At 64.6% G+C, this 22,489-nt stretch carries 35 protein-coding genes and 1 other RNA gene; 33 read left to right on the forward strand and 3 right to left on the reverse strand.

Translation table 11 applies throughout. From position 1 onward, the window contains the following. Window positions 1–82: 82 nt before the first annotated feature. Window positions 83–688 carry a hypothetical protein gene (locus AC4PTB_RS06695; RefSeq protein ID WP_492192279.1) on the forward strand — a complete coding sequence of 202 codons (606 nt, stop codon included), beginning with the start codon at window positions 83–85 and terminating at the stop codon, window positions 686–688. Beyond that, complete coding sequence (locus AC4PTB_RS06700) at window positions 681–1,064, forward strand: cell division protein ZapA (protein WP_013067853.1); 384 nt, start codon at window positions 681–683, stop codon at window positions 1,062–1,064. Before AC4PTB_RS06695 ends, AC4PTB_RS06700 begins: the two co-directional genes overlap by 8 nt. Window positions 1,065–1,309: 245 nt before the next feature. Here AC4PTB_RS06700 and AC4PTB_RS06705 read toward each other — a convergent pair whose 3' ends face one another. Next, window positions 1,310–1,762, reverse strand: coding sequence for an Rrf2 family transcriptional regulator (locus tag AC4PTB_RS06705; protein ID WP_492192280.1), 453 nt, complete (start codon window positions 1,760–1,762; stop codon window positions 1,310–1,312). 228 nt (window positions 1,763–1,990) lie between these two features. On the opposite strand from AC4PTB_RS06705, the gene AC4PTB_RS06710 reads away from it, so the two are divergent. The 3 genes from AC4PTB_RS06710 (at window position 1,991) to AC4PTB_RS06720 (ending at window position 4,510) form a co-directional block, all read left to right on the forward strand. Beyond that, complete coding sequence (locus AC4PTB_RS06710) at window positions 1,991–2,578, forward strand: hypothetical protein (protein WP_492192281.1); 588 nt, start codon at window positions 1,991–1,993, stop codon at window positions 2,576–2,578. 74 nt (window positions 2,579–2,652) lie between these two features. Next, window positions 2,653–3,855, forward strand: a complete 1,203-nt coding sequence (locus AC4PTB_RS06715) for an ABC transporter substrate-binding protein (RefSeq protein ID WP_492192282.1) — start codon at window positions 2,653–2,655, stop codon at window positions 3,853–3,855. 19 nt (window positions 3,856–3,874) lie between these two features. Further along, a complete protein-coding gene (locus AC4PTB_RS06720) occupies window positions 3,875–4,510 on the forward strand; it encodes a hypothetical protein (protein ID WP_492192283.1) in 636 nt (211 codons plus the stop codon). Window positions 4,511–4,891: 381 nt separating this feature from the next. Here the strand turns inward: AC4PTB_RS06720 and AC4PTB_RS06725 are convergent, their stop codons facing one another. Together AC4PTB_RS06725 and AC4PTB_RS06730 are read right to left on the reverse strand one after the other, a co-directional pair. After that, window positions 4,892–5,245, reverse strand: coding sequence for a hypothetical protein (locus tag AC4PTB_RS06725; protein WP_492192284.1), 354 nt, complete (start codon window positions 5,243–5,245; stop codon window positions 4,892–4,894). Window positions 5,246–5,496: 251 nt separating this feature from the next. Then, complete coding sequence (locus tag AC4PTB_RS06730; protein ID WP_492192285.1) at window positions 5,497–6,279, reverse strand: S24 family peptidase; 783 nt, start codon at window positions 6,277–6,279, stop codon at window positions 5,497–5,499. 110 nt (window positions 6,280–6,389) lie between these two features. Between AC4PTB_RS06730 and AC4PTB_RS06735 the strand changes: the two genes are divergently transcribed. The 28 genes from AC4PTB_RS06735 to AC4PTB_RS06870 all read left to right on the forward strand — a co-directional run bounded on the left by AC4PTB_RS06735 (window position 6,390) and on the right by AC4PTB_RS06870 (window position 22,468). Beyond that, window positions 6,390–6,683, forward strand: a complete 294-nt coding sequence (locus AC4PTB_RS06735; protein ID WP_492192286.1) for a helix-turn-helix domain-containing protein — start codon at window positions 6,390–6,392, stop codon at window positions 6,681–6,683. After that, complete coding sequence (locus tag AC4PTB_RS06740) at window positions 6,680–6,997, forward strand: hypothetical protein (RefSeq protein ID WP_492192287.1); 318 nt, start codon at window positions 6,680–6,682, stop codon at window positions 6,995–6,997. The genes AC4PTB_RS06735 and AC4PTB_RS06740 overlap by 4 nt, the downstream gene beginning before the upstream one ends. Next, entirely contained in the window at window positions 6,987–7,121 is a 135-nt protein-coding gene (locus tag AC4PTB_RS06745; RefSeq protein WP_492190580.1) for a hypothetical protein, read from the forward strand. Before AC4PTB_RS06740 ends, AC4PTB_RS06745 begins: the two co-directional genes overlap by 11 nt. Beyond that, window positions 7,121–7,246, forward strand: a complete 126-nt coding sequence (locus tag AC4PTB_RS06750; RefSeq protein ID WP_492190581.1) for a hypothetical protein — start codon at window positions 7,121–7,123, stop codon at window positions 7,244–7,246. The genes AC4PTB_RS06745 and AC4PTB_RS06750 overlap by 1 nt, the downstream gene beginning before the upstream one ends. Beyond that, window positions 7,243–7,533, forward strand: a complete 291-nt coding sequence (locus AC4PTB_RS06755; protein WP_492190582.1) for a hypothetical protein — start codon at window positions 7,243–7,245, stop codon at window positions 7,531–7,533. The genes AC4PTB_RS06750 and AC4PTB_RS06755 overlap by 4 nt, the downstream gene beginning before the upstream one ends. Next, window positions 7,533–7,736: a hypothetical protein gene (locus tag AC4PTB_RS06760; protein WP_492192288.1), complete on the forward strand. Its 204-nt coding sequence runs from the start codon at window positions 7,533–7,535 to the stop codon at window positions 7,734–7,736. Before AC4PTB_RS06755 ends, AC4PTB_RS06760 begins: the two co-directional genes overlap by 1 nt. Before the next feature lie 21 nt (window positions 7,737–7,757). Beyond that, window positions 7,758–8,597: a ParB/RepB/Spo0J family partition protein gene (locus tag AC4PTB_RS06765; RefSeq protein WP_492192289.1), complete on the forward strand. Its 840-nt coding sequence runs from the start codon at window positions 7,758–7,760 to the stop codon at window positions 8,595–8,597. Between the two features lies 1 nt (window position 8,598). Next, the gene (locus AC4PTB_RS06770; RefSeq protein ID WP_492192290.1) at window positions 8,599–9,066 is read left to right on the forward strand and encodes a hypothetical protein; all 468 of its coding nucleotides are present in this window, start codon (window positions 8,599–8,601) and stop codon (window positions 9,064–9,066) included. After that, complete coding sequence (locus AC4PTB_RS06775) at window positions 9,063–11,375, forward strand: Mu transposase C-terminal domain-containing protein (protein WP_492192291.1); 2,313 nt, start codon at window positions 9,063–9,065, stop codon at window positions 11,373–11,375. The genes AC4PTB_RS06770 and AC4PTB_RS06775 overlap by 4 nt, the downstream gene beginning before the upstream one ends. A gap of 32 nt (window positions 11,376–11,407) precedes the next feature. Continuing rightward, on the forward strand, window positions 11,408–12,181 hold the full coding sequence (locus AC4PTB_RS06780) for an AAA family ATPase (RefSeq protein ID WP_013066743.1): 774 nt from the start codon (window positions 11,408–11,410) through the stop codon (window positions 12,179–12,181). 29 nt (window positions 12,182–12,210) lie between these two features. After that, window positions 12,211–12,768, forward strand: coding sequence for a hypothetical protein (locus AC4PTB_RS06785; protein WP_492190587.1), 558 nt, complete (start codon window positions 12,211–12,213; stop codon window positions 12,766–12,768). After that, a complete protein-coding gene (locus AC4PTB_RS06790) occupies window positions 12,759–13,124 on the forward strand; it encodes a hypothetical protein (protein WP_444460356.1) in 366 nt (121 codons plus the stop codon). Before AC4PTB_RS06785 ends, AC4PTB_RS06790 begins: the two co-directional genes overlap by 10 nt. After that, a complete protein-coding gene (locus tag AC4PTB_RS06795; RefSeq protein ID WP_492192292.1) occupies window positions 13,111–13,653 on the forward strand; it encodes a host-nuclease inhibitor Gam family protein in 543 nt (180 codons plus the stop codon). The genes AC4PTB_RS06790 and AC4PTB_RS06795 overlap by 14 nt, the downstream gene beginning before the upstream one ends. Then, window positions 13,653–13,886 carry a hypothetical protein gene (locus AC4PTB_RS06800; protein ID WP_492192293.1) on the forward strand — a complete coding sequence of 78 codons (234 nt, stop codon included), beginning with the start codon at window positions 13,653–13,655 and terminating at the stop codon, window positions 13,884–13,886. Before AC4PTB_RS06795 ends, AC4PTB_RS06800 begins: the two co-directional genes overlap by 1 nt. 90 nt (window positions 13,887–13,976) lie before the next feature. Beyond that, window positions 13,977–14,258, forward strand: a complete 282-nt coding sequence (locus AC4PTB_RS06805) for an HU family DNA-binding protein (protein WP_492192294.1) — start codon at window positions 13,977–13,979, stop codon at window positions 14,256–14,258. Continuing rightward, window positions 14,258–14,327: hammerhead ribozyme type II (locus AC4PTB_RS06810), an RNA gene on the forward strand. Before AC4PTB_RS06805 ends, AC4PTB_RS06810 begins: the two co-directional genes overlap by 1 nt. Before the next feature lie 6 nt (window positions 14,328–14,333). Then, on the forward strand, window positions 14,334–15,278 hold the full coding sequence (locus tag AC4PTB_RS06815; RefSeq protein WP_492192295.1) for a hypothetical protein: 945 nt from the start codon (window positions 14,334–14,336) through the stop codon (window positions 15,276–15,278). Further along, window positions 15,275–15,487: a hypothetical protein gene (locus AC4PTB_RS06820; RefSeq protein ID WP_492192296.1), complete on the forward strand. Its 213-nt coding sequence runs from the start codon at window positions 15,275–15,277 to the stop codon at window positions 15,485–15,487. The genes AC4PTB_RS06815 and AC4PTB_RS06820 overlap by 4 nt, the downstream gene beginning before the upstream one ends. Beyond that, window positions 15,484–15,930, forward strand: a complete 447-nt coding sequence (locus AC4PTB_RS06825) for a regulatory protein GemA (protein ID WP_492192297.1) — start codon at window positions 15,484–15,486, stop codon at window positions 15,928–15,930. Before AC4PTB_RS06820 ends, AC4PTB_RS06825 begins: the two co-directional genes overlap by 4 nt. Window positions 15,931–16,030: 100 nt before the next feature. After that, window positions 16,031–16,246, forward strand: coding sequence for a hypothetical protein (locus AC4PTB_RS06830; RefSeq protein ID WP_492190598.1), 216 nt, complete (start codon window positions 16,031–16,033; stop codon window positions 16,244–16,246). A gap of 99 nt (window positions 16,247–16,345) precedes the next feature. Beyond that, window positions 16,346–16,714, forward strand: coding sequence for a hypothetical protein (locus tag AC4PTB_RS06835; protein ID WP_492190599.1), 369 nt, complete (start codon window positions 16,346–16,348; stop codon window positions 16,712–16,714). Continuing rightward, window positions 16,711–17,715, forward strand: a complete 1,005-nt coding sequence (locus AC4PTB_RS06840) for a lysozyme (protein WP_492192298.1) — start codon at window positions 16,711–16,713, stop codon at window positions 17,713–17,715. Before AC4PTB_RS06835 ends, AC4PTB_RS06840 begins: the two co-directional genes overlap by 4 nt. Then, complete coding sequence (locus AC4PTB_RS06845; protein WP_492192299.1) at window positions 17,715–18,227, forward strand: 3TM-type holin; 513 nt, start codon at window positions 17,715–17,717, stop codon at window positions 18,225–18,227. Before AC4PTB_RS06840 ends, AC4PTB_RS06845 begins: the two co-directional genes overlap by 1 nt. Next, entirely contained in the window at window positions 18,224–18,490 is a 267-nt protein-coding gene (locus tag AC4PTB_RS06850) for a hemolysin XhlA family protein (protein WP_444460344.1), read from the forward strand. Before AC4PTB_RS06845 ends, AC4PTB_RS06850 begins: the two co-directional genes overlap by 4 nt. After that, window positions 18,477–18,980, forward strand: coding sequence for a DUF1804 family protein (locus tag AC4PTB_RS06855; protein ID WP_136907100.1), 504 nt, complete (start codon window positions 18,477–18,479; stop codon window positions 18,978–18,980). Before AC4PTB_RS06850 ends, AC4PTB_RS06855 begins: the two co-directional genes overlap by 14 nt. After that, a complete protein-coding gene (gene terL, locus AC4PTB_RS06860; protein WP_492190602.1) occupies window positions 18,977–20,635 on the forward strand; it encodes a phage terminase large subunit in 1,659 nt (552 codons plus the stop codon). The genes AC4PTB_RS06855 and terL overlap by 4 nt, the downstream gene beginning before the upstream one ends. A gap of 235 nt (window positions 20,636–20,870) precedes the next feature. Further along, window positions 20,871–21,095, forward strand: coding sequence for a hypothetical protein (locus AC4PTB_RS06865; RefSeq protein WP_492190603.1), 225 nt, complete (start codon window positions 20,871–20,873; stop codon window positions 21,093–21,095). Then, a complete protein-coding gene (locus tag AC4PTB_RS06870; protein WP_492190604.1) occupies window positions 21,092–22,468 on the forward strand; it encodes a DUF935 domain-containing protein in 1,377 nt (458 codons plus the stop codon). The genes AC4PTB_RS06865 and AC4PTB_RS06870 overlap by 4 nt, the downstream gene beginning before the upstream one ends. The last annotated feature ends 21 nt before the right edge of the window (window positions 22,469–22,489 follow it).

The following is a 22,489-nucleotide window of genomic DNA, read 5'->3' on the forward strand; positions in this document are numbered from 1 at the left end:
GGACGTGGCGCGTTGACGACCGCGGCCGGATGAAGCAGACGACCGAGAAGAACGAAGACCAAGGGCAGTTAGCGAGGATGGCATGACCGAACTGGCCGAATATGAGCGCCGCATCGCCTTTGCGCTCGAACGCATCGGGCGCGGCGTCGAGACGCTGGCCGATCAGCGCGCGGTGGCTCTGGCTGCGGCTGCGGCGGTGCCCGCGCCTGAACCGGAGCCGGTGCCCGAGCCCGTGCCCGAGCCCGTGATCGCGGCGGCGCCGGTGGCGGTCGAGACCGGCCCCTCGGCCGAGGTGCTGGCGCTGCAGGCGGAACTGGAGGCGGAACGGGCGGCCAGCGCGCAGCTGACCGAGCGGGTGCTGGCGATCCGCGAAAAGCAGGAAACGACGCTGGCGGCGCTGGAAAAGCGGCTGACCCAGGCGACGCGGGCGCTCGAGGCGGTGCAGGTCGAGGCGAACCGGCTCAAGCGCGCCAATACCGATCTGATCGAGGTGAACCGGCAGCTGATCGACGGCGCGGGGCGGATCGATCCGGCGCTTGTCAACCTGTCGATGCAGGCCGAGCTTGAGGCGCTGCGGGCGGCCCGGGCCTGGGAGGCTGCGGAGCTGTCGGATATCGTCACCGGGCTGGCCCCGATCGTGGCGGCGCATGTGAAGGGACAACCTGCGGGGGGGGCGGACAATGGCTGAGTTGCGCATCACCATCGGCGGGCGCGATTTCGATGTCGCCTGCCAGGAGGGCGAGGAACAATATCTGCGCGCCGCGGCGGCGATGCTGGACAATGAGGCGCAGTCGCTGTCGCAGCAGCTGGGCCGCATTCCCGAGGCGCGGATGCTGCTGATGGCGGGGCTGATGCTGGCCGACAAGGCGGCGGGGGCCGAGGACAATGTCCGGGTGCTGAGCGCGCGCGTCGAGGCGCTCGAATCGCAGCTGGCGGCGGCAAAGGCGCATCCGGTCCGTATCGAGGTGCCGGTGGTGCCCGCAGCGGTGACCGAAACCCTGGCCGAGATCGCCGCCCGCGCCGAGGCGCTGGCCGACCGGGTCGAAGAGGCCGCGGCGGGCTGAGACGGCGGTGCCGCGCAGGACAAAGGGGGGCGGTCCCGTCGCCCCCTTTTTTGTTCTGGCCTGTCAGGTCAGGCCGGTCTTTTCAGCCAAAGCGCCACAACAACACGCCCGACTACAGCAGCGCCAGAAACGCCGTGGTCGGCAAAAGGCGGGGGCGGGGAAGCGGAAATCTGCGTCGCGGCGCGGCGCAAAGCACAGGCGCCGATCTGAAGATCGGCCCGCAACAGCTTCAAGACAAGGGGAAATCAGTCTTCAAGCAACTTTGCCGCAGGATTGCCCGCGCTCAGCATGTCTTCCAGCGTGAGCGAGTCGATCAGCACCAGATAGGACCAGAACACCTCGGCAAAGACCCTGCGGATGCGGCAGGCGGCCTCGTCGTCGCAATCGTCGCAGGGCTGATAGGCGCTGCGTGACAGACAGGGCAGGGGCGCGATCGGCCCGTCGATCCGGCGCAGCAGCTCCGAAATCGACACGTCGCGCGGCGCTTTCAGCAGGCTGTAACCGCCCGAGCGGCCGCGGATCGAGGAGACGACCCCGGCCTTGCGCAGATCGAGCAGGATATGCTCCAGAAACCGCTTCGGCGTGCCGGAGCGGGTGGCGATCTCCTCGATCGTCAGCGCCTGCGGGCTGTCGCGCCGGGCCTCGTCGGCCAGTTCCAGCAGCGCCTTGAGCGCATATTTCATCTTCTGCGTGATCATGGACCAGCCTTACGGGGGTGCGAGGCGTTTATCAATGTCGATCTTGTCGGGTTTTGGGGGCTTTTCTGCTGTTTCCGGGCTTTTTCACCCGATTTCGCCGCGCCGGGACGCCCGATCCGGCGGCAACCGGCGCGATGACCGGGGCTGCGACGTTTCGACGCTTTTCCGGTTGTCAAAACGGCGCTTCCGGCATAGCCCGGAGAGGCAATCCAGGGCGCGGAGTTCCCCATGACCCTTGCGGCTTTTTCCCTTGCGGTGCTGGCGCTGCTGCTGGCGCCGGGGCCGACGAACACGCTGATGGCGGTCGCGGGCGCCAGTCACGGGCTGCCCCGGGTCTTGCGGCTGGTTCCGGCCGAGCTTGCGGGCTATCTTCTCACGGTTGTGCCGCTGGCGCTGACGGGGGCGGGGCTGATCGCCCGGGCGCCCGGCGCGGCGCTTGTGCTGCAGCTGGCGGCGGCGCTTTGGGTGATGGTTCTGGCGCTGCGGCTCTGGCGCTCGGGGGCGGCGCAGGCCGGGGGCTTCGCGATCGGCCCCGGGCGGATCTTCGTCACCACCGCGCTCAACCCCAAGGCGCTGATTTTCGGTCTCGTGCTGATCCCCGCGCCAAGCCCGGCCGAGGTCGCGGCGCGGCTGGCGGTGTTTTGCGGATTGGTGGTCGCGGTGGCGCTGCTTTGGGGCGGGGTCGGGGCGCTTGGCCATGCGCGCGCGGGCGGGGCCCGGCCGGGCGGGGCGGGGCTGGCCGGGCTGCGCCGGATCGCCTCGGGCTGGCTGGCGCTGGTCTCGGTGTCGCTGCTCTGGGGGGCGTTGCGCGGCTGACCGGCCCCTGGGTGTTAATCCCTTGGCAAATCTTCGTCTTTAATCCCGATCCCGGACTGACAAAGGAGTTCGGGATGCCGCTGCCGCTTGTTCTTGCCGCGCGCCTTTTGGCGCTTTCGGCGCTGATTTCGGGTCTTGCATCGGCGCCGGTGGCGGCGCAGCAGGCCTCGGGCGGGGGCGATCTGGCCTTTGCGCAGGTGGCGCCGCTCGCCGGGCCTGCGGCGGCGCTTGGCACCGGGATGAACCTCGGGATTCGCGCCGCTTTCGCCGAGGCGAACCGGGCGGGCGGCGTGCTGGGGCGGAAGCTGCGGCTGGAGGCCTTTGACGACGGCTACGAGCCCGAAACCTCGGCCGAGCGCAGCCGGGCGGTGATTGCGGGCAATGCCCATCTGGCGCTGATCGGGGCGGTGGGCACGCCGACCTCGCAGGCGACGCAGCCTTTGGCCGAAGCGGCGGGGCTGCCCTTCATCGGCCCCTTCACCGGCGCGGCCTTTCTGCGCGATCCGAAATTGCGCAATGTTTTCAACCTGCGCCCCTCTTATGATGCCGAGGCCGAGGCCTGGGTGCAGCATCTGGTCGAGACCCGCGGCAAGCGCAGGATCGGCATTCTTTATCAGGACGACAGTTTCGGCCGGGCCGGGCTTGCGGCGCTGGAGGCGGCTCTGGCGAAACGCGGGCTGCAGCTGGCGGCGCGCGGCGCCTATGTGCGCAACACCCTGGCGGTGAAGACCGCGCTTTTGGGCCTGCGCCGCGCCGGGGTGGAGGCGGTGGTGCTCGTTGGCGCCTACAAGCCGGTGGCGGAATTCGTCCGCGTCGCCCATCGCATCGGCTACCGCCCCGAGATGGTGAACATCTCCTTTGTCGGCACCGATGCGCTTGTGTCCGAACTCGGCGCCGAGGGCGCGGGGGTGGTGATCTCGCAGGTCGTGCCCTATCCGTTCGACACCGATCTGCCGGTGGTGGCGCGCTATCAGGCGGCGCTGAAGGCGCTTGATCCGGCGGCGAAGCCGGGCTTCGTCTCCTTCGAGGGCTATCTGACCGGCCGTCTGGCGCTGGAAGCGCTGGCTGCGGCGGGGCCGAACCCGACCCGGGCCAGCTATCTGGCGGCGCTGCAAAATCTGCGTGCGGTCGATCTGGACGGGCTGCGGCTGCAATTCGGTCCGGGCGACAATCAGGGTCTGGATCAGGTGTTCCTGACAGAGATCTCTCCGGCGGGGACGATTGCCGAACTCACACCCGCGGCGACCCCGGCTCCCGCGCCCGGGACCGGCGGCTGAGCTTCCCGGGGAAATGCGCATGACCCGTTTCACCACCGTTTTCGCCAGCGTCGGCGCGAAGATCGTCGGCATCGTGCTGGCGCTTTTGACGCTGACCGCGCTGGCGGTCGGCATCAGCCTTGAGGTGTTTCGCGACACCGACACCATCGTCCGCGATCTGATCGAGCAGGAGGTGCCGGAGCTGCGCCAGACCATGGCGCTGTCGGGCGCGACCGGGGATCTGGGGCAGGCGATGGTCGACATCCTCTCGGCCGCCACGCCCGAGGATCTGCAGGCGGCGCGCCAGCACCTGCAACGGACGCTGGCCGGGCTTGAGGTCGCGCTGCGCGACGCCCCCGCGGGGCTGCGCGAGGCGGTCGGCACGATCGGCGCGCGGGCGGGCGATCTGGTCGATGCCCGGCAGCAGGGCTTTGCGGCGCTGGCCGAGACCGATGCCGCGGTGGCGGGCATCTTCGAGGTGAACACCCGGATTTCCGAACGGCTGGTCGAGATCGGCGACGATGCCTATTTCAACATGGTGATGGGCGGCGAGGCGGCCTCGGGCCGGGTGAAGACCACGCTGGAGTGTAGGGGGGGACTACCTTTGGCAGTAGCAGGGAAAGAACGTCGGGCACACCGTAACACGCGGAAAACGTTGACGCTTATGACGTTTTAGGGCACGTCGAGGCCGCGCTGCGGAATGCAAGTTGATGTCGAAAGTGGCGGGAAAAATCGACATTATGACCGCATTTCCTGACGAACTGCAGTCGAAATGACGGCATCGGGCATCATCTGCTAACATGCTGCTAAGTAAGGAATAAGGGGAATGAGACATCGGCGATTTGGCGGGCGTCGAGCGGCCGTAAGCTGATCGTGTGGTGTGCCAAGGTGGGACGCTACGTCCCACCTTGTAGGATAGCCGACAGAATTCCTTCATGTACATGAAACTAAAAGATAAAATATGACGTGCACCAAGGGATATTACCACTAACAAGGTGGGACGCGACATCAGCCTCAAAACAGCGTCAGGAATGCCTTGGGCATGCCGATCCTGACGCTATTTGTAGACCCGCAAGAGCGCCTTGAGATTGTTGATAGCGTGTTCCGCCATTGTCTCTCCATCCAACTTTACCTGGCCAACAGAGATATTCTCGTCGCCGTCGTCTGGGCCGGTTATGTGATAGGCGCACACTGACCGATTGCGGATGGGAACGCCGTATGCATTCGATGCGTCATATTCCACGACGATCTGAAGCATATAGTTGGTGCCCATAGAGAACAGCTTTTCCAGCGTTCCATAGAGCTCGACGGCAGAGTCGTAGCCGGTGCCGAACTCTTCGCGGGTCGGAGCGGGGCCCAATGCCTCCTCTTTGGAGGCAAGGTGTGACGTCATCGGAAACCACTCGATCACCGTAAAGCTCGCTGGAGATGCAAGTCTATCCTGAATTACTTCGGTGCAGGCTTCACGCAAAGATTGTTCCGTAGATGCGCTCGCACTTGCTGCGCATAGCATGAGGAAGACGATACAGATCGCGGCTCGATTCAATTTAGACCTCCAGATACTAACTCATTGTCTTTAGGTAAGATTTTAGGCAAAACTTGGCATGCAACCATCGTTTCGCAACAGGGAATCCGCTATCGAAAAGTAGCTGGCCTGTTCGCTCATGGTGTCCTCCCGAAGTAGACGACGCGCCCAACGACGCGCAGCTGGTCCACGGAATCGGCGCCAAAAGTCTCAACCGGATAGCCCTCGTCGGCATTGTCCGAGACGAGTTCGAGGCGACCGTCGAGGCGCCAGCGGGCGCGTTTGACCAGGAGCCGGTCAGAGACGTTGAAGACGTAGATGCAGCCGTGTTCGACCTCGCGCTGGCTGTGATCGACGACGAGGAGCGCGCCGTCCGGAATGGTCGGCTTCATCGAGGTTCCGCGCGCCCAGATGACCGAGCAGTGATCCGGCCTGGCGCCCTGGTTCGCAAGGAATTGGCGGGTGAAGGCGACCACACCGTCTGCTTGTTCGGAGGCGGGGACGGCTCCAGGCCCGGCCGAGGCATGCACATCGTTGTACGCGGGCAATCTGACGAAATCCGGTTGGTTGAAATCTAGGATCGACGCTGTGGGCCGTTCGCCCATCTCGGCGGTGCCGACAATGACATCGTGCATCGGCCGAGTAGCTCCATTTTTGGAAATGTCGCCTTCTGAGAAGGCGATCTGATCGAGAGTAACGCCCACCGCCGCCGCAATCCGCGCCGCATTCACAAATGACGCAGTGGACGTCTGTGCTGCATACTTCTCCATTGTTCCCCTAGGAATTCCTGTTTTTTCAAACATTTCCTTCACGCCCCCACCGGCAGAAATTGCCGATGCCACACGGGCGCGCAGCCTTGCCTCCTCCACATTTGGTCGTGAAGGCGAAATATCATCCACATTTGGATTGACCGTCTCCATTTGTGGAGCTATCCCTTACCTGTGTCGGCGGCGTGAGCCGCAGACGATTGCAACGAACGAAACCGAAAAAAGCCGATGCGCCAACATCGACGTTCCCCAGGAGGTCCCAGATGAGCAAAATCTGGACGAAAGCCCAGATCAAGTGCGCCCTTGAGGAGAAAGGCATGACCCTGACGGGCCTTGCCATCCTCAACGACATGAACCCGAGCCAGATGCGGTCCGTTTGGAGCCGCCCCGTCCGCCCCGCCGAGAAGGTCCTTGCCGACTTCCTCGGCGTGCCGCCCGCGGAGCTTTTCCCGACTCGTTATCCCATGCGGAAATCCTCGCTTCTTTCTGCCGAGAATGAAGCCCGGATCGCAAGGAAAAAAGCGGGTCTCGATCCTGACAAGGGAGTCGCAGCATGAGCCCGATTTCGTCAAAATCCACGCCCGTTCTTGACGGGTCAGCGGCCGGTTTTCGGCGTGCGGCCGGTGATCTTGGCGAGGCGATCGCCGTTCTGTCGGGTGGTGTGCCGCCCGACCAGTGGACGCGGTCGCGCCTTGCCCAGGCGTTGCGCGAGATCCAATCGTTCCTGGTGGCGGAAGCGCATGAGCAGGATGGCCGCGCGGCGGTCAGTGGGGATGTGCTGCTGCGGGCGGCGGTGGCGTCGCTGATGACGCATCCGGTGAGCGTGGCGATGCCGGTGGCCGTGATGACGGAGGCCGGTCATGGGCGGTGAGGATCGCTTCGGGCTGATCGAGATGATCGAGGACGTGATCGGCGCGGCGTCGATCCTGCTGACGATCTGGGTCGGGTGCTTTCTGGCCGGGGGGCTCGGCGGCATCGCCGGGGTGGCGCCGTGATGTCGCGCCGCCAGCGTCTGGATGATCTCCTGCAGCTGCTGACGGTGCTGATCGTCATCGTGGCCCTGCCGATCGGGACGGCACTTTGGGGGTTGGGCCTCTATGCGATGGTGGTGCGGCAATGACCCAGCATCGCCCGCATATCGTGAGCACCTCGGCTGGGTTTTCTGTCGCCGGTGTCGGCGGCAAGGCCCCGAAGTTTGACAGCCGGAAGAAGGCCGAGGCTTGGCTTGATGGTCACTTCGAGACCATCCCCGAAAAGAAACGGCCGCAAAGCCGTGCCTGCATGTGTTGCGGCAAGGAATTCCTGTCGCTGGGGTTCCACAACCGCCTGTGCGACCGATGCCGCGCGACTGGCGGCGCGCTGAGCGAAGAGGTGCGCCCGCAGCTGCCGAAAGGCCGGGGGCGGTGATGGTGGGGATCGTGACTGCCCCCGTGGCGATGAGTGCCCATGACGTCGCCGATCTGGTGGCGAGGCATCTGCAGCTGCTTGGCGCCGTCGATGCGATCGCCGCCGAGGCGGCGGCAACACCGGAAACCAAAAACATCGGCCTGCAGCTGAAACTGGCTGCAGGCATGGCACGCACGAAGCGGCGCGCAGCCGCCGTGTGCTGAGAAACTCAGATGGATACAGGCATGACGACCGAAGTTTTCACTGACATCGCGCTGGATGCGATCCGTGTTCCGGAGGATCGGGCGCGGTCGTTCGATCCGCTCGGCGCTGCGGCGCTGGCGGGGCTGATCGAGGCGCAGGGGTTGATGCACCCGATCACCGTGAAGCCGCATTTTGCAAGCACAGAGGACGATCCGGCCTATGTGCTGATCGCTGGTCTGCACCGGCTGCGCGCCTGCGAGCTGCTGGGGCGCGCGGCGATCCCGGCGCGGGTGCTGTCCGAGCGCTCGACCGACGAAGCGCGGATGGATGAGGTTCTGGAGAACCTCGGCCGTAACGAGCTGACGGCGCTGGACCGGGCGCAACACCTGTACGAGTTGAAGATGGTCTGGGATCGGATGCACCCTGACTTCGCAAATGGCGGTGGGAAAACTTTTCCCACCGGTGATGAGAAGGTGCAGATCTTCGGTTTTGCGACGGAAGTGGCCGAAAAAATCGGCATGTCGAAGCGCTCGATCAACATCGCCGTCAAGATCTGGACCGGTCTGACGCCCGACAGCCGCCGTCGTCTGGTGGGCACCAAGACCGCCTCGAACCAGTCGGAAATCAAGGCTCTGTCTGAGCAAAGCCCGGCCCGACAAGAGCGGATCATGGACATGCTGCTGAGCGATCCGCCGGTCGCGACCAGCGTGGCCGATGCGCTGGTGCTGATCGAGCGCGGGGTGCGGCTCAACGATGTCGAGAAGCTCTATCAAGCCGCCGATCGGATGATCGGATCGCTGGATGATTTCACGCTCGGTCGGGTGCTTCTGGCCCATGAGGAGCGCGTGATCGCCCTGCTGCGTCAGCAGGGAAAGATCTGACATGCCCCCCCGCTACCGTGATCCTTTGACGAAAGACCTATTCGCCTGGGAGCCGCCGCAGGTTTCGGTTGGCTACAGCGCCGAGGTCACGGGGCGCGGGCCGCTCGACAGCCGGATTTCCAGGCTGATCGGGCAGGCGCTGCGGGATGCGCGGGACGATGGGCTGACCCGCGCGAAGGTGGCGGCGCGGATGAGCGAGTATCTGCACCGCCCGGTATCCGAGTCGATGCTGAACAAATGGACCTCGGAAGGGTCCGAAGATCACCGCATCCCGATGGATGCCTTTATCGCGCTGGTCGATGCGACCGGTGCCAAGGCGCTGCTGGGCTTCGCGCCCGGGGAGTTCGGGCTGACGGTGATCGAGTCGGAATACGCCGAAATGATCAAGCTGCACCTGATCCGCGAGAAGCGACAGGAGCTGGATGCGCAGGAACAGGCCATCATGGCGAAGTGGAAGGTCCGGAGATGAAAGACTTTGTGACGACTTCCACACCCCAGACCTTCTTCACCGCGCGCGAGCTGGCGGAAATCGCCATGAAGAAAGGTCTGACGTGCTTCCCGCAAAGCAGGCGCCGCGCGCAGGACTATGCTGACCGTGCGGGATGGAATGACCTCGGCCAAAATCTCGCCCGCAAACGCGCCGGAAAGGTCGGCGGTGGCGGGATGGAATACCACATCAGCCTGATGCCTGAGCCGCTGCGGCTGGCCTATGAGGGTAGCCTGAAAACAACTGGTCTTGTCGCCCGTCTGGAGGCCGAGCACTCGGCGGATGATCGTCGCATCGCAGCCCTGAAGGCCAGCACGCTGCCCGCCCGCGCCCGCAAGGTGATGGAGGCCCGTGCCGAGATCCTGAAGGCGATCGAGGGCTATGCGATTTCGCAGGGGATGAGCCGCGCCTGGGGCGTGGCACAGTTTCTGGAGGCGCAGGCCGCGATGGTTGCGCGTCAGGAAATCGAGGCGCGGCGGGATTGCGGGGAAATCCTGACGGATCGCGAGATCGCCAGCCTGGCGCGTCCGCTGGTGTTGAAAACCGGGTTCATGATCGACCCGGAGCGGATCGCGGCAGCGAACGACCGCCGCGGCAAAGCTGGCGAGATCGCAACGACCTCCGAGCGGACCCTGTGGCGTTGGTTCAAGACCCGCGACGAAAAGGGCGTCGTGGCGCTGGCCCCCGCGGCGACGAAAGAGGAAATGCCGATCCCGCCCGCTTTTGCCGACTTCCTGCGGCACTATGCGAAGCCCAGCAAGCCGTCGATCGCCGATGCCTATGGCGAATATCTCAAGGAAGCTGCGACGAAAGACGGTGTGCAGCTGATGACGCTGACGCAGTCGCAGGTCGAATACATTCTGCGGGTGCGGATGAACAACATCGAGAAGCACGTCGGTCGCGAAGGCATGCTGACGCTGCGCTCGCGGCTTCCCTATGTCACCCGCACCACCGACGACATGTGGCCGACCACGGTTTACACCGCCGACGGCAAGACTTTCGACGCCGAGATCGAGGACCCGGTCAGCCATAACGCGATCCGGCCGGAAATCACCACCGTCATGGATCTCGTGACGCGCAAGGTTGTCGGCATCTCGCTTGGCAGGTCGGAAAACCAGAAGTCTGTGGCCGAGGCGCTGCGGCGGTCCTGCGTCTCGCACGGGATCTGCGCCATCTTCTATGTGGACCGCGGCCCGGGCTATCGCAACGAGGCGATGGATGCCGATGTGTCCGGCCTTATGGGGCGGCTTGGCATCACGAAGGCCCATGCCGCCCCCTATGGGTCGCAGGCCAAGGGGCGCATCGAGCGCATCCAGCACACGATCTGGGACCGGCTTGCCAAGCGCCTGCCGACCTACATCGGCACCGACATGGACAAGGAGGCGGGTGACAAGATCCACAAGCTGACCCGTCGCGAGATCCGCGAATACGGCCGGTCGCGCAACCTGCCGACCTGGGCGGAGTTCGTGAAGCTGTGCGAGGACATGGTCGCCGAATACAACGCCAAAGAGCATACCAGCCTGCCGCAGATCCGTGATCCGAAGACGGGCAAGCTGCGTCACATGTCGCCCAACGAATGCTGGGAGGCCCATGTGGTGCGCGGCTTCGAGCCGGTGACGGTCGATCCGGCCGAGGCGGATGATCTGTTCCGCCCCTACGAGATCCGCACCACGCGGCGCGGCGAGGTGCTCTGGAACACCAACAAGTATTTCGACCACGCGCTTGCCCCCTATCACGAGACGAAGGTGATGGTCGGTTACGACTATCACCAGGCGGATCGGGTCTGGGTGCGAGAGTTCGACAAGGAAACCGCGCAGCCCGGCAAACTGATCTGCGTTGCCCGCTTCATGGCGAACGCCGAGCGCTATTTCCCGGTCAGCTATGAGCAGCAGGCTATCGAAAACCGCGCCAAGGGTCAGCTGAGGCGGCTGGAGCGCAAGATCGAGGCCGTCGAGGCGGAGCGCGCGGGGCAGCAGCTGGTCGATCTGCGGGCGCAGAATATCCCGGCCGGGATGTTCGATGCGCCTGCAGCCGAGATGGTGACGATCACCGCGCCGGGCACCGTCAGCATTGCGCCGGTCGAAGGGGCGTCGGCACCTGCCGCGAAGAGACGGACCTTCGCCTCTGATGAGGAGCTCGCCGCCTGGGCGCTGGAGCATCCGACCGAACTGAAACCAAACCAGATCGCCGTTTTGCGGGGCTGCCTGAACAGCTCGACCGCGCGGGAGCTGTTTCGAATGTCAGGCATCGACCTGGAGGCGCTGCGAAACCTCCTGCGCGCCGTTGCCTGACGAACTTCACTGGGAAGATGAGGGAGCATAACATGAGAAACGTCTTTGTCGAGACGAGCAACGTCCGCGAATTCTACGCCTCGCTGAAGAAGCTCAACGAACGCGGTGCCGAAGAGGCCTGCATGGTTGTCGTGGATGGCAAGCCGGGCCTGGGAAAGACCACCACGCTCAATCGCTGGGTCACCCAGACGGGCAGCGTCTATCTGCGGGCGCAGAAGGGCTGGGATTACGGCTGGTTCATCCAGGAGCTTCTGGCGGAACTGTCGGTTGACCCGAAGAGCATCCGCGGCAAGCGTGATCGGTTCGCGCGGGTTCTTAGCGAGCTGCAAGATCGGGCCGATCGGGCTGCGCTGCGCGACCGGACCTTCGGCATCGTGATCGACGAATGCGACCTCGTGTCGTCGCGCGGCGAGATCATGGAGGCGATCCGCGGAATTTCCGATCTGAAGTTCCTGCCGACGATCCTGGTTGGCATGGGCACCTTGCGCGACAACCTGCGCCGCTTTCCCCAGATCGAGAGCCGGGCGCCGAACAAAGTCGCCTTCACCCCCGCCACGATCGACGACGCGCGGGCGATCATTCGCGAGCGCTGCGAGGTGCCGGTGGCCGAGGAGCTGATCCAGTACGTTTGGCGGGCCTCGAAGGGCTTCAACCGCGAAATTCTCGATGCCATCGCGCATATTGAGCGGTTCGGCCTGCGCGCCGAGATCGACGATGACGGTGTGACGCTGGCCGACATGGCCGGTCAGCCGATCATGACCGACCGCACGAACGGCAAGGAAATCATCGTGACGGTGGCGGCGTGATGGCAAGTTTCGGCCCCGGAGAACTGCAGATGGCCGTGCTGCAGCACATCGCGGTGCCGCTGACGGCATCGACGATCCAGATCGCCCTCGCGCTTGAGATGTCCCAGAGGCAGGTGTCGAAAGCGGCGTCGTCGCTGGTGGATCGCGGCTATATCTCCCGCAAGCGGCCCGGGATCTACGAGATCACGTTGTGCGGGTTGCAGGCCATCGCCGATGGCAAGATCATCACCAGCGGACCGATCGATGCCTCTGGCAATGTGCTGGCGCGCCCCGAAACGAACGGGTTTTGCGACCGTGTCTGGCGCTCGATGCGACTGCGCGGGACCTTCACGATCTCGGATGTGGTCTGCGATGCCGTAGACGGCGAGCGAGACGCGATGAGCTGCGCGCGGCGCTACATTCGCGTCTTGAAATCCGCCGGGTATGTGGCCGAGTTGCCTGGGCGTCGGAAGGGCACGAAGCCCGGGTCGAATGGGCTGAAGCGGTTTCGCCTGGATCGCAACACCGGACCCCGGGCGCCGCTGCATCGTGAAAAACTGGGTATCGTGCACGATTTCAACACCGGGGAGGATTTCCCGTGTCGCTGATCGACCTGCCGAACCCGGAATGGATCGAGCTGCTGAAGGCAGAAGCGGCCAAGGGCAAGCCGATTGCGCAGATCGCGCGCGAGGTGGGCATGGCGCGGCCCTCCGTCTCGATGCTGATCAACGGCACCTATCCGGCGAAGAGCCTCGATCTGGTGACGCGCAAGCATTGCCAGGCCGTGATGCAGCGCTACCGCGACCAGATGATGTGCCCGCACCTGCGCCGCGGCATCTCGGCCGAGGACTGCCGGGCCTTCGCCACCGCGCCGATGTCCACCTCGAACCCCGAAAAGCTGAAGCACTGGGGCGCCTGCCGGGCCTGCCCCATCAACCCGACGAAAGGAAATGACGGTGTCTAACAGGCCCAAGAAGACCAAGGCCAAGGCGAGCGCTTTGCCGATCCCGCAAGACGACAGCGAGGCGCGCAGCGCCATTCGCGAGATCGGCGATCTGAACCGGCAGATTGCCCGCGCCGAAGCAGATCTGAATGACGAAATCGCGGCCCTGCAGGAAAAATACGGGACGCTGGTCGAGCCGCTGCGTGCTGAGATCGAGGCGAAGACCGAAGGCCTGAAGATGTTCTGCGAGGTGAATCGCGACCGGCTCACGCGGGGCAACAAGGTCAAGTTCGCGCGCTTCACGACGGGCGAGATCAGCTGGAAGCTTCGCCCCGCGAAAGTGACGATCCGCAAGGTGGAAGAGGTGATCGCCACGATCAAGACGCTGGGTCTGGCCGCGCAGTTCATTCGCACCAAGGAAGAGCTGAACAAGGAAGCGATGCTGGCCAACCGCCCGCTCGCCAAGACGATCGCCGGGGTCACGATCGGCAGCGACGGCGAAGATTTCATCGTCGAGCCGTTCGAGACCGAACTGCCGGAGGGGGTGTGATGCGCGCGGACCAAGATAGCGGGAAGGTGCTGCAGGCGGTGATCGTCGGCTTGGACGGTGCGCCCGACGAGAGCTTGCTGAACGTGTTTCATGGCTATGGCGGCAGCGTCAAGTTTTCCAGCGGCACATACACGGCACGGCTGTGCCGGATCACCGCGAGCTGCACCGAAGGCGAACGCGCCGCCGTCAAGGCGTGGCTGCGCAAAGCAAAAGAGATCGATCGCCATCACTGACAACGCATTTACCGGCCGACCACCCGGCCGGGCCTACCCCGCCACTCGCGGACCCACCCAGAAGACCAACGAAATGAACAGGAGGCCCCCATGGGCAAGACACAGACTTTCTCGAAATCCGAGCTGGTCATCGAGATCGCCGCCAAGACCGGCTTCGCGCAGGTCAACGTCAAGGAGGTCATCGACGCCACCTTGGCAAAAATCATCGCAAAGACCGAAGCCGGGTCGAAGGTGACCATCATGGGCTTCGGCTCTTTTGAGCAGCGTCAGAAAAAGGCGCGCCTCGGCCGCAACCCCGCCACCGGTGAGACGGTCGAGATCCCGGCCAGCGCGCATCTCGCGTTCAAGCCCGCGAAGCCGAAGAAATCCTGACGCGAAACGACCCCGGGCAACCGGGGCGTCGTTCCGGCGTGGTGGCCGGGGCCTGATGAGCAGCCGGAGGATGGCATGTATACGCTGAATGACATGAAAGACGGGAGCGTCGAGCTCCTCGTGATGCAGCCGAAGCGGGTCGCTGTTTTCTACAGCCCCGAACTGGCGTCGATCGTCGCGGACCGGCTGAACGCCGATCTCCTTGGGGCCGGGCTTGCCAAATTTGAGAATGCGTGGGGGAGCCTTGATGTCCTGCTCTCCACTTTCCCCGCTGCTGAAGATGATGGCGAAAGCGATGTCGTCGAAGCGGACGAGGATGTTCGCGGCACGACCGGCCAGGTCGAAGAGCATCCGGCCGCCGCGGGCGATTTCGACACGGAATTCGAGCCGCGGTCCACGGCTGACGCCGACAAGCTGCTCGAAGCCATCGTGGCGTCGAAATCCGGTGATATCGCCCCCTTCATTCCCGAGGGTTCCGACCTTGCTTTCGAAGAGGTCGCGCGGACCGTCGAAGCCGCCGTCAACGAAGTGACCGCGCCGCGGGGCGAGCCGATCGATGCCGACTGGGCCGATGCCTTTCTGGCCGTCGAAGGCGGGTCGGATATGGCCGAGGTTGCCGCGACGCTGGGCGTGACCATGCCGAAGCTGCGTGGCCGCTATGTGGCCTGGAAGGGGGCGAAGAAAAAGGCCTCTGTTCCCGTTGCTGCGTTCAATGCCCCCACCGCCAAGCTGCCCGAAGTGCCCGCGCAGAAGGACGAGCCGAAGCAGCTCTGGTGGCGCGAGCTGACAGAGTTCCTGGGCAAGCTCGGCTATCGCGGCGGATGGTCGGCGCAGCTGGATCTGGCGCTGGTCGAAGGTCTGGCGAGCGGCAAGCAGATGGCCGTCGTGGCTGACGAGATCGGCAAGGAGGTCGGCGAGGCCAAGGCGCGCTTCATCGCGCTGACGCCGAACGGCGTGACGATCGAGCGGCAGACCCAGCTGCTGCAGGTGCTGCGCGCCCGGGCCGGTGTCCTGAAATGATCTCGACCGACTTCGGGGTGCATATCAACCCGCAGTTTGTTGCGGCGATGGAGTGGGTCTGCGGACCCACTCCCAAGCCCAGCGGCTTTCGGGCGCTGCGGGTGATGATGTGCACGGGGGCCGTGTTTCACATCGAGGCGGCTCCGATGAACTTCGGGGCCGAAGAGATCGAGCTGACGATCCTTAAAGCGCATGCGGGGCTGTCATGAATCTGAATGCCGTGATCAATATCGCCAAGGGCAAGCTGGACATGGCCGAGGACGATTACCGGGCCATGCTGGAGCGGGTGACCGGTCAGGCCTCGCTGAAGCTGATGACGGACCGTCAGAAAACCGCCGTTCTTGACGAGCTGAAGCGCATGGGTTTCCAGAAGACCGGCGGCAAGCGCGCCCCCGCCGCCCGCCGCGATGTCCGGTACTGCCATGTACTTTGGGGCCTGTTGCACAAGGCAGGCGTGGCCAAGGTGGCGGGCGCGAAGGGGCTGAACGCCTTCATCCGGTCGCGCTACGGCGCCGCCTGGGGCGCGGTGCCGATCGACATAGACCGGATGACCGACGCCAAGCAGATCAGCACCGTGATCGAGGCCCTGCAGGCCTGGTGCAAGCGCCACAACATCCCCACCGAATTGCCCAGAGAGGGAGATCAGAAATGAAGACCTTCGTGCTCGACTATCTGCGCGCCCATTACTGGCTGACCGTCGCCGCGCCGGGAGCGATGATCGTGGTCACCGCCGTTGCGTTCTGGGGGCTGAAATGACCGCGAAGATTGATGTTCCGCTGGTTGGAGACGCCGACATCGAAAATATGAGCTGCGCCGAGCATGCTGACGAAGCGATAAAGCTTCTCACTGTGGCGCTGATCTACGTCGAAGATGGTGCCCCGTCCACTGCGCTGGTGAGAACGGAAAAAGCCGTCGAGCACTTGAAAAAGATGGTTGCCATCCGCGCGGCTTCATTGGGGAAGCTCTGATGTGGCCGGGGAGAAAATTGCCTCTCACTCTCTGTCAGGGAACCGGACTAAAATAGTCCTGCCCCTGACGCTTCCCCCTCACGCGCCCCGGAGATTGCCATGACCATCGCCCCTGACGTGCCCGAATCGCTTGTCGATGTCGCCGAAACCTTTGGGCTTGGCGTTGCCCTCAGTCTCATGCAACATTTCGGGGGGCAGGAAGTTGAGTTTCCGCGCCGTAAGCCCTCGGCCGAGCTGGTGAAGGTCCTGGGCGAGGGTGTCGCGGCGAAGCTGTGCCATTTCCTGTCCGGGCAACGGCTCTATGTGCCTCACGGCCGCAGCCGCATGCGCCGTCTTGATGTGCAGCGGCTGGCGGATACCGGGCGCGGGCGACGCGAGATCGCCGCCACGCTGGGCATCTCGCAGCGCCATGTCAGGCGGCTGGCGAACAGGCCACCTGATCAGCTGCCCCTTTTCCCCGACGATTGACCGCCCCCGGACCTGTGTCCGGGGGTTTTGCTTTCGCGCGCGTGGCAAGGCTGGGAAAACGCGAGGCAGCCATGAAAACCAGCGAAAAAGGCATCGAGACGCTTGAGCTCGAGGAAGGTAATGTCCTGCGGGCCTATCGGTGCCCCGTGGGGAAATGGACCATCGGCATGGGCCTGACCGCCGCCTCGGGCGTCGTCAATCCGAAAGCTGGCATGGTGATCACCGCCCAGCAATCGCGCGATCTGACGAAAAAGGCGCTCGCCGCCAAGTATGAACCCCGTGTCGCCCTGGTGATGACCGGGGCCAGGCAGCACGAATTCGATGCTGCGGTGCTATTCCATTGGAACACCGGCGCAATCCAGAAGGCCTCGTGGGTGCCGCTCTGGGCGCGCAAGGCGGGAAAATCGGCGATCGCCGCGAAATTCAAGCTTTGGAACAAGGGCGGCGGCAAGGTTCTGCCGGGCCTCGTCGCGCGCCGCGACCGCGAACTGCGCATCCTGTTTGAGGGCGTCTACCCGGTGAGCGCAGAAACCAAGCGGCCCTCGGTCAGTGTCGCGCGCTGGGTGCTGCAGCTCGATTTCGCGGAGAAGCTGACCGCGATGACCGCCTTTGGCAAGCTCGGCTACAAGGTCGGTCTCGATTCCGCAGCCATTCCCGCGGCCGAGATCCGTCGCTTCCAGAACGACCACGGGTTGACCGCGGACGGCAAAATCGGTCGCGCCACCCTGTCCACGCTGCAGCGGCGCATCGATGCCGCCGAGAAGGCCAAACCTGTCGCCGTGGCGAGTGTCAGCGCCACGGCCACCGGCGTCAGCGCCACGGTCCCGACCGGCACCTCGGACATCACCGACTGGATCGCCGCCCAGCCCTGGGCGATTGGCGTCGCGGCCGGGGCGGTCGGGCTGTGGGGCCTGTGGCTCGCCTGGCAATACCGCGACGTGATCGCCGCGAAAATCCAAGGCCGCGCGCCGCGCCTGGCCGCTGCCCTGAGGAGCATCTGATGTCCGCCCTTGTTGCCCTGGCCGGATCGGCCGGTCTGAAAGTTGTCGAGAAGATCGTCGCCCGTAAATTCGGCGACGGCGCCGGTCAGCTTGCTGGCGAAATCCTCGGCGCGGTCGCCGATCAGGTCGGTGTGCCGGTCGATCAGCTTGATCAGGCGGCCGAGGATCAGCCCGCGGCCGTCACGCAGGCGCTGCGCACGGTCGAGGAGCGCAGCCCGGAGCTGATTGCGCTTTACGCCTCCGGGCTGGAGCTGCAGCGCGCGCAGCTGGCGGCCGAGGCCTCGGAACCGCTCTGGATGCGCGCCTGGCGCCCTGCGGGTATGTATCTGCTGGCCGCGCTCTGGCTCTGGTCGGTGATCGTGCTGCATATCGTCAATGCCGCTGCAGGCACGGCGATGCCGCAGATGCCGATCGACCAGCTGCTGACGCTCTCGGGGATCTACATGGGTCTTTACATGGGCGGGCACACGGCCAAGGACATGGTCGCGAAATGGGCGGGGGCGCAGAAATGACCGCGCTGCCCAGCCATCCCGCCGTGCCGACGCATCTGTCCGAGTCGGTCGAACGTGCCCACAAGCGCATCGACGCGCATGAGGAGCGGATCCGCAAGATCGAGATCGATGGTGCGACAATGACCGAATGGCGCCAAAGCACCACCGAAACGCTCAAGTCGATCAGGTCTGGCATCAGCTGGCTCATCACCCTGATCCTGGGCGGCCTTTTGGCCGCCGTCATCAAGTTCGTCATCTCGGGAGGCCTCAATGGCGCGCAATAACGAGGATGTGCGCCGCAAGGCCCGTTCCGACTATGTCTTTCGGCGCTTCACCGCCGCCACCATCGCCGCCGCCTATGGCATTTCGGAAGCGACCGTCGGGCGCTGGAAAAAGGCCGCCAAAGAACAGGGCGACGACTGGGAGAAGGCCCGCACCGCCCATGTGATCGCCGGCGAAGGCGTCGAGGCCGTGGTTTCGACCGTGGTCGAAGACTTCATGATGCAGGCGCAGGAGATCCTGGAAGAGATCAAGTCCGGCGAGCACTCGACCAAGGAAAAGGTCGCAATGCTCGTCTCGCTTTCGGACGCGATGACGAAGATGGCCGCCAGCGCCAAGAAGTTTGCGCCGAAGATCTCGGAGCTGGGCGTGGCGCAGCATGTCATGCGCGAGATGCTGGATTTCGTGCGCGAGAACTTCCCGCAGCACTCGGCCGCGATCCTTGAGATCATCGAGCCCTTCAGCGAGCGGCTGGCCGAGATCTATACGTCATGACCCGGCGGCCGAAGCTGAAGGCCGCCGTCAGCTCGAAGGACTTCCGCGAGAAGATCGCGGAAATGGCGAGCGAATTTGCCCGCCATATCGAACTGAGCGTCGAGGCCTTCGCGCCCGATCCGGCCGCCAGGAAAGAGCGTCTGCGTCGGGTGGCCGAGGCTGACGGCTTCCAGTTCTTCATGGAAACCTACTTGCCCCACTATGTGAAGGGCGAGCACAGCCTGTTTCACCAGCACATCTTCGCCCGGGTGCCGGAGATCCTCGCGTCGGAAAAGGGCGTGCGGGATCTCTTCGTCGCGCCGCGCGGGGCCTCGAAATCGACGCACCTGTCGCTGGGTTTTGCCCTCTACTGCATCATGCGCGGGCTCAAGCGCTACATCATCGAGGTCTGCGACGTCTATGAACAGGCGGCGCTGCTGATCGAGGCGATCAAGGCCGAACTTGAGAACAACGTGCGACTGCAGAACGACTTTCCTGACGCCTGCGGCCAAGGGCGGTTGTGGCGAGAGGGCGAGATCGTCACGCGCAACAACATCCGCGTCGAAGGTCTGGGCGCGGCGAAAAAGATCAGGGGCCGACGTCATGGCCCGTATCGGCCCGATCTGCTGTTTCTCGACGACATCGAAAACGACGAACAGGTGCGCAGCCCCGAGCAGCGCACCAAGCTTTGGAACTGGATCTATCGCGCCGCGCTGAAGGTCGGCCCGCCCGATGGCAGCATGGATGTGATCTGGGTCGGCACGGTGCTGCACTTCGACGCCGTGATCGTGCGCGCCGCGAAGGCGCCCGGCTGGCGCGTGACCGAGTTCCAGGCGGTGGTGAAGTTCCCAGATCGCATGGACCTCTGGGACCAGTTCGAAGAGGTCTATCACAACGACGGCGCGGACGCGGCCAAGGCGTTCTATGAGGCGCGCAAGGCCGATATGGATCAGGGCGCGGTGGTCAACTGGCCGTCGGTGCAGTCGCTGCTGTTCCTGATGCTGGAGCGCGCGGCCGACAAAGCCGCCTTCCAGACCGAATATCAGAACCAGCCGATCAGCGAGGGCAACCCGTTTGGCGATCTGACCTATTGGGTGCAGCCGCTGCGGGAGTGGATCTTCTTCGGGTCGATCGACCCGAGCCTGGGCAAGGCGGGCAAAGGCCGCGACCCGTCAGCAATTCTGATCGGCGGCTTCGATCGCCTGGCCGGGAAGCTCGACGTGGTCGAGGCCTCGATCCGCAAGCGCCTCCCCGATCTGATCATCGCCGACACGATCGCGTTGCAACGGGAATATCGCGCGCTGATGTGGTTCGTCGAAACGGTGCAGTTTCAGGAATTCCTGCGCACCGAGCTGATGACGCGGGCCGCCCGGGAGGGTGTTGGCATTTCGGCAGTGCCGATCACGCCATCGGCCGACAAGGATTTGCGCATCGAGCGCCTGCAGCCCCCGGTGGCCGCGGGCCTGATCCGGTTCAGCACGGCGCATCGCACGCTGATCGACCAGCTGCAGCAATGGCCGAACGGCGATCATGACGACGGTCCGGACGCGCTCGACATGCTTTGGCAGAACACCCTGTTCTACGCCGCCAAGGGCGGCGGCGGTGGGGAAATGCTGACGTCCGGGGCGTCCTCGAGCGGCGGGATGCTGGGCGGCTATCGGTTGAGGAGAGGGTGATGGGAAGTCACCTGGTCGAATGTTGCATCGATGGATGCTCGCGATCCAGCCGCCGCCCAGACCAGGGCGAGTGGATTTGTGGGCGGCACTGGCATCGCATCCCTTTGGAAACGCGACGTGCGATCCAAACGGCGAGCGCCAAAGACAAGCCTCAAGCCGCAATCGACCGTCTGTGGTCGCGGTGCAAGCGCCTAGCGAGCATCCCGGCAGAGCTCGATATCCTCTGGAGGCAGAGATGATCCGCATTGACCGGGACCGACATATCAACCCCGCCTTTGTCGCGTCGATGGAGTGGGATCACCGGCACTACATGAACGGGAGCGAGAGCGTCCCGATCATCACCATGTGGGATGGCACGGTTCACAGGGTGAAGCACCAGCCTTGGTATTTAGACTGCCCCGACGCCACGAAGATCGAGCGCGAGATCCTTGCCGCCATGAAAAAAGGGGAAGCCCCATGAGCCGCCGTCACCGCAAGATCCGCATGGCCGACTTCGCCGAACAGCCCCGCAAGAACCTGCCCGCCGCGGCCACGGCGCTGATCGCCAATGCCCGGAACGACATCACCATCCCGTTTTTCAGCGGGGTGCTGCAGAATTCCGACGACACGCTGCTGAGCCAGGGCGGCGGCAAGGGGCTGAAGATCTATGACGAGATCGAGCGCGACACCCATGCCGGGGCCATGCTCGAAAAGCGCAAGGGGGCGCTGATCTCGCGCGAGTGGAAGGTCGAGGCCGGGGGCGACCGCCCGATCGACAAGGCCGCGGCCGAGCTGGCCCGCGAAATGATCGGGGCGCTGCCCTTTGACCAGGTCTGCAAGGGCCTGCTCGACGCAACTCTGAAGGGCTATGCGGTCAGCGAAGTGGTCTGGGGCCGCGACGGCAACCGGATTAAACCGGTCAAGATCAAGTCGATTGACCAGCGCCGCTTTGTCTTCGACACCGAGTGGCGGCCGCGGCTGCTGACCTGGACGGCGATGTCGGAAGGGATCGAGCTGCCCGAGCGCAAGTTCATCGTGCACCGGGTCGGCGTGAAGGGCGAAAACCCCTATGGGTTGGGGCTGGGCAGCCGACTGTTCTGGCCGGTGCTGTTCAAGCGCGAGGGCATCACCTTCTGGCTGCACTTCCTGGAGAAGTTCGCCGGGCCGACGATCGTGGGCAAAAGCCCGATCGGATCGCTGCCCGAGGAGCAGCGCAAGCTGCTGACCACGCTGCAGGGCGCCGTCACCTCTTCGGCGATTGTCGTGCCGATGGGCACGGATGCAGAGTTCCTGGAGGCGAGCCGGTCGGGCAGCGTGACCTATGAGCAGTTCCTGAACTACTGGGACCGGCAGATCTCGATCGCCACCACCGGCGAGACGCTGACGACGCAGGTCGGCGAGTCCGGCGGCAACCGCGCGCTGGGCGAAGTGCATATGGAAATGCTGGATATGCTGGCCGACGGCGATGGCGATCTGCTTTCGGGCACGCTGACCGAGCAGCTCCTGCAGTGGATCGTCGATTACAACCTGCCCGGGGCGGCCGTGCCGAAGATCTGGCGCGAACGGCCGAAGAACGCCCAAGCCGCCGCCGCGACGAAGAAAAGCCAGGCGGACGCGGCCGAGGCCACAGCCAAGGCGATCCGCACCGTCGTTTCCGAGGCGGCGCGGTTCGAAGATGACGAGGTGGCCCGGGAATACATCCTGTCGTTCGACGTCACCCAAGGCCTGAGCGACAAGACGATCGATGCGCTGGTCGAGGCGCGGCGCGCCTTCGGAACCGCGCCCGCCGCGCCCGATCCGTTCGTCACAGACGATCCGACCTTCGCCGCAGCCTGGCTCAAAAAAAAAGCCTGACGCATCGGCACGTCTGCTTCG

It is taken from the genome of Rhodobacter sp. 4.3.4 (assembly GCF_058724655.1).

What these genes read in the sequence shown, in the direction of transcription:
- AC4PTB_RS06695 (WP_492192279.1), top strand. Translation starts at nt 83, where the DNA reads ATGACCGAACTGGCCGAATATGAGCGCCGCATCGCCTTTGCGCTCGAA.
- AC4PTB_RS06700 (WP_013067853.1), top strand. Translation starts at nt 681, where the DNA reads ATGGCTGAGTTGCGCATCACCATCGGCGGGCGCGATTTCGATGTCGCC.
- AC4PTB_RS06705 (WP_492192280.1), bottom strand. Translation starts at nt 1,762, where the DNA reads ATGATCACGCAGAAGATGAAATATGCGCTCAAGGCGCTGCTGGAACTG.
- AC4PTB_RS06710 (WP_492192281.1), top strand. Translation starts at nt 1,991, where the DNA reads ATGACCCTTGCGGCTTTTTCCCTTGCGGTGCTGGCGCTGCTGCTGGCG.
- AC4PTB_RS06715 (WP_492192282.1), top strand. Translation starts at nt 2,653, where the DNA reads ATGCCGCTGCCGCTTGTTCTTGCCGCGCGCCTTTTGGCGCTTTCGGCG.
- AC4PTB_RS06720 (WP_492192283.1), top strand. Translation starts at nt 3,875, where the DNA reads ATGACCCGTTTCACCACCGTTTTCGCCAGCGTCGGCGCGAAGATCGTC.
- AC4PTB_RS06730 (WP_492192285.1), bottom strand. Translation starts at nt 6,279, where the DNA reads ATGGAGACGGTCAATCCAAATGTGGATGATATTTCGCCTTCACGACCA.
- AC4PTB_RS06735 (WP_492192286.1), top strand. Translation starts at nt 6,390, where the DNA reads ATGAGCAAAATCTGGACGAAAGCCCAGATCAAGTGCGCCCTTGAGGAG.
- AC4PTB_RS06740 (WP_492192287.1), top strand. Translation starts at nt 6,680, where the DNA reads ATGAGCCCGATTTCGTCAAAATCCACGCCCGTTCTTGACGGGTCAGCG.
- AC4PTB_RS06745 (WP_492190580.1), top strand. Translation starts at nt 6,987, where the DNA reads ATGGGCGGTGAGGATCGCTTCGGGCTGATCGAGATGATCGAGGACGTG.
- AC4PTB_RS06750 (WP_492190581.1), top strand. Translation starts at nt 7,121, where the DNA reads ATGTCGCGCCGCCAGCGTCTGGATGATCTCCTGCAGCTGCTGACGGTG.
- AC4PTB_RS06755 (WP_492190582.1), top strand. Translation starts at nt 7,243, where the DNA reads ATGACCCAGCATCGCCCGCATATCGTGAGCACCTCGGCTGGGTTTTCT.
- AC4PTB_RS06760 (WP_492192288.1), top strand. Translation starts at nt 7,533, where the DNA reads ATGGTGGGGATCGTGACTGCCCCCGTGGCGATGAGTGCCCATGACGTC.
- AC4PTB_RS06765 (WP_492192289.1), top strand. Translation starts at nt 7,758, where the DNA reads ATGACGACCGAAGTTTTCACTGACATCGCGCTGGATGCGATCCGTGTT.
- AC4PTB_RS06770 (WP_492192290.1), top strand. Translation starts at nt 8,599, where the DNA reads ATGCCCCCCCGCTACCGTGATCCTTTGACGAAAGACCTATTCGCCTGG.
- AC4PTB_RS06775 (WP_492192291.1), top strand. Translation starts at nt 9,063, where the DNA reads ATGAAAGACTTTGTGACGACTTCCACACCCCAGACCTTCTTCACCGCG.
- AC4PTB_RS06780 (WP_013066743.1), top strand. Translation starts at nt 11,408, where the DNA reads ATGAGAAACGTCTTTGTCGAGACGAGCAACGTCCGCGAATTCTACGCC.
- AC4PTB_RS06785 (WP_492190587.1), top strand. Translation starts at nt 12,211, where the DNA reads ATGGCCGTGCTGCAGCACATCGCGGTGCCGCTGACGGCATCGACGATC.
- AC4PTB_RS06795 (WP_492192292.1), top strand. Translation starts at nt 13,111, where the DNA reads ATGACGGTGTCTAACAGGCCCAAGAAGACCAAGGCCAAGGCGAGCGCT.
- AC4PTB_RS06800 (WP_492192293.1), top strand. Translation starts at nt 13,653, where the DNA reads ATGCGCGCGGACCAAGATAGCGGGAAGGTGCTGCAGGCGGTGATCGTC.
- AC4PTB_RS06805 (WP_492192294.1), top strand. Translation starts at nt 13,977, where the DNA reads ATGGGCAAGACACAGACTTTCTCGAAATCCGAGCTGGTCATCGAGATC.
- AC4PTB_RS06815 (WP_492192295.1), top strand. Translation starts at nt 14,334, where the DNA reads ATGTATACGCTGAATGACATGAAAGACGGGAGCGTCGAGCTCCTCGTG.
- AC4PTB_RS06820 (WP_492192296.1), top strand. Translation starts at nt 15,275, where the DNA reads ATGATCTCGACCGACTTCGGGGTGCATATCAACCCGCAGTTTGTTGCG.
- AC4PTB_RS06825 (WP_492192297.1), top strand. Translation starts at nt 15,484, where the DNA reads ATGAATCTGAATGCCGTGATCAATATCGCCAAGGGCAAGCTGGACATG.
- AC4PTB_RS06830 (WP_492190598.1), top strand. Translation starts at nt 16,031, where the DNA reads ATGACCGCGAAGATTGATGTTCCGCTGGTTGGAGACGCCGACATCGAA.
- AC4PTB_RS06835 (WP_492190599.1), top strand. Translation starts at nt 16,346, where the DNA reads ATGACCATCGCCCCTGACGTGCCCGAATCGCTTGTCGATGTCGCCGAA.
- AC4PTB_RS06845 (WP_492192299.1), top strand. Translation starts at nt 17,715, where the DNA reads ATGTCCGCCCTTGTTGCCCTGGCCGGATCGGCCGGTCTGAAAGTTGTC.
- AC4PTB_RS06850 (WP_444460344.1), top strand. Translation starts at nt 18,224, where the DNA reads ATGACCGCGCTGCCCAGCCATCCCGCCGTGCCGACGCATCTGTCCGAG.
- AC4PTB_RS06855 (WP_136907100.1), top strand. Translation starts at nt 18,477, where the DNA reads ATGGCGCGCAATAACGAGGATGTGCGCCGCAAGGCCCGTTCCGACTAT.
- terL (WP_492190602.1), top strand. Translation starts at nt 18,977, where the DNA reads ATGACCCGGCGGCCGAAGCTGAAGGCCGCCGTCAGCTCGAAGGACTTC.
- AC4PTB_RS06865 (WP_492190603.1), top strand. Translation starts at nt 20,871, where the DNA reads ATGATCCGCATTGACCGGGACCGACATATCAACCCCGCCTTTGTCGCG.
- AC4PTB_RS06870 (WP_492190604.1), top strand. Translation starts at nt 21,092, where the DNA reads ATGAGCCGCCGTCACCGCAAGATCCGCATGGCCGACTTCGCCGAACAG.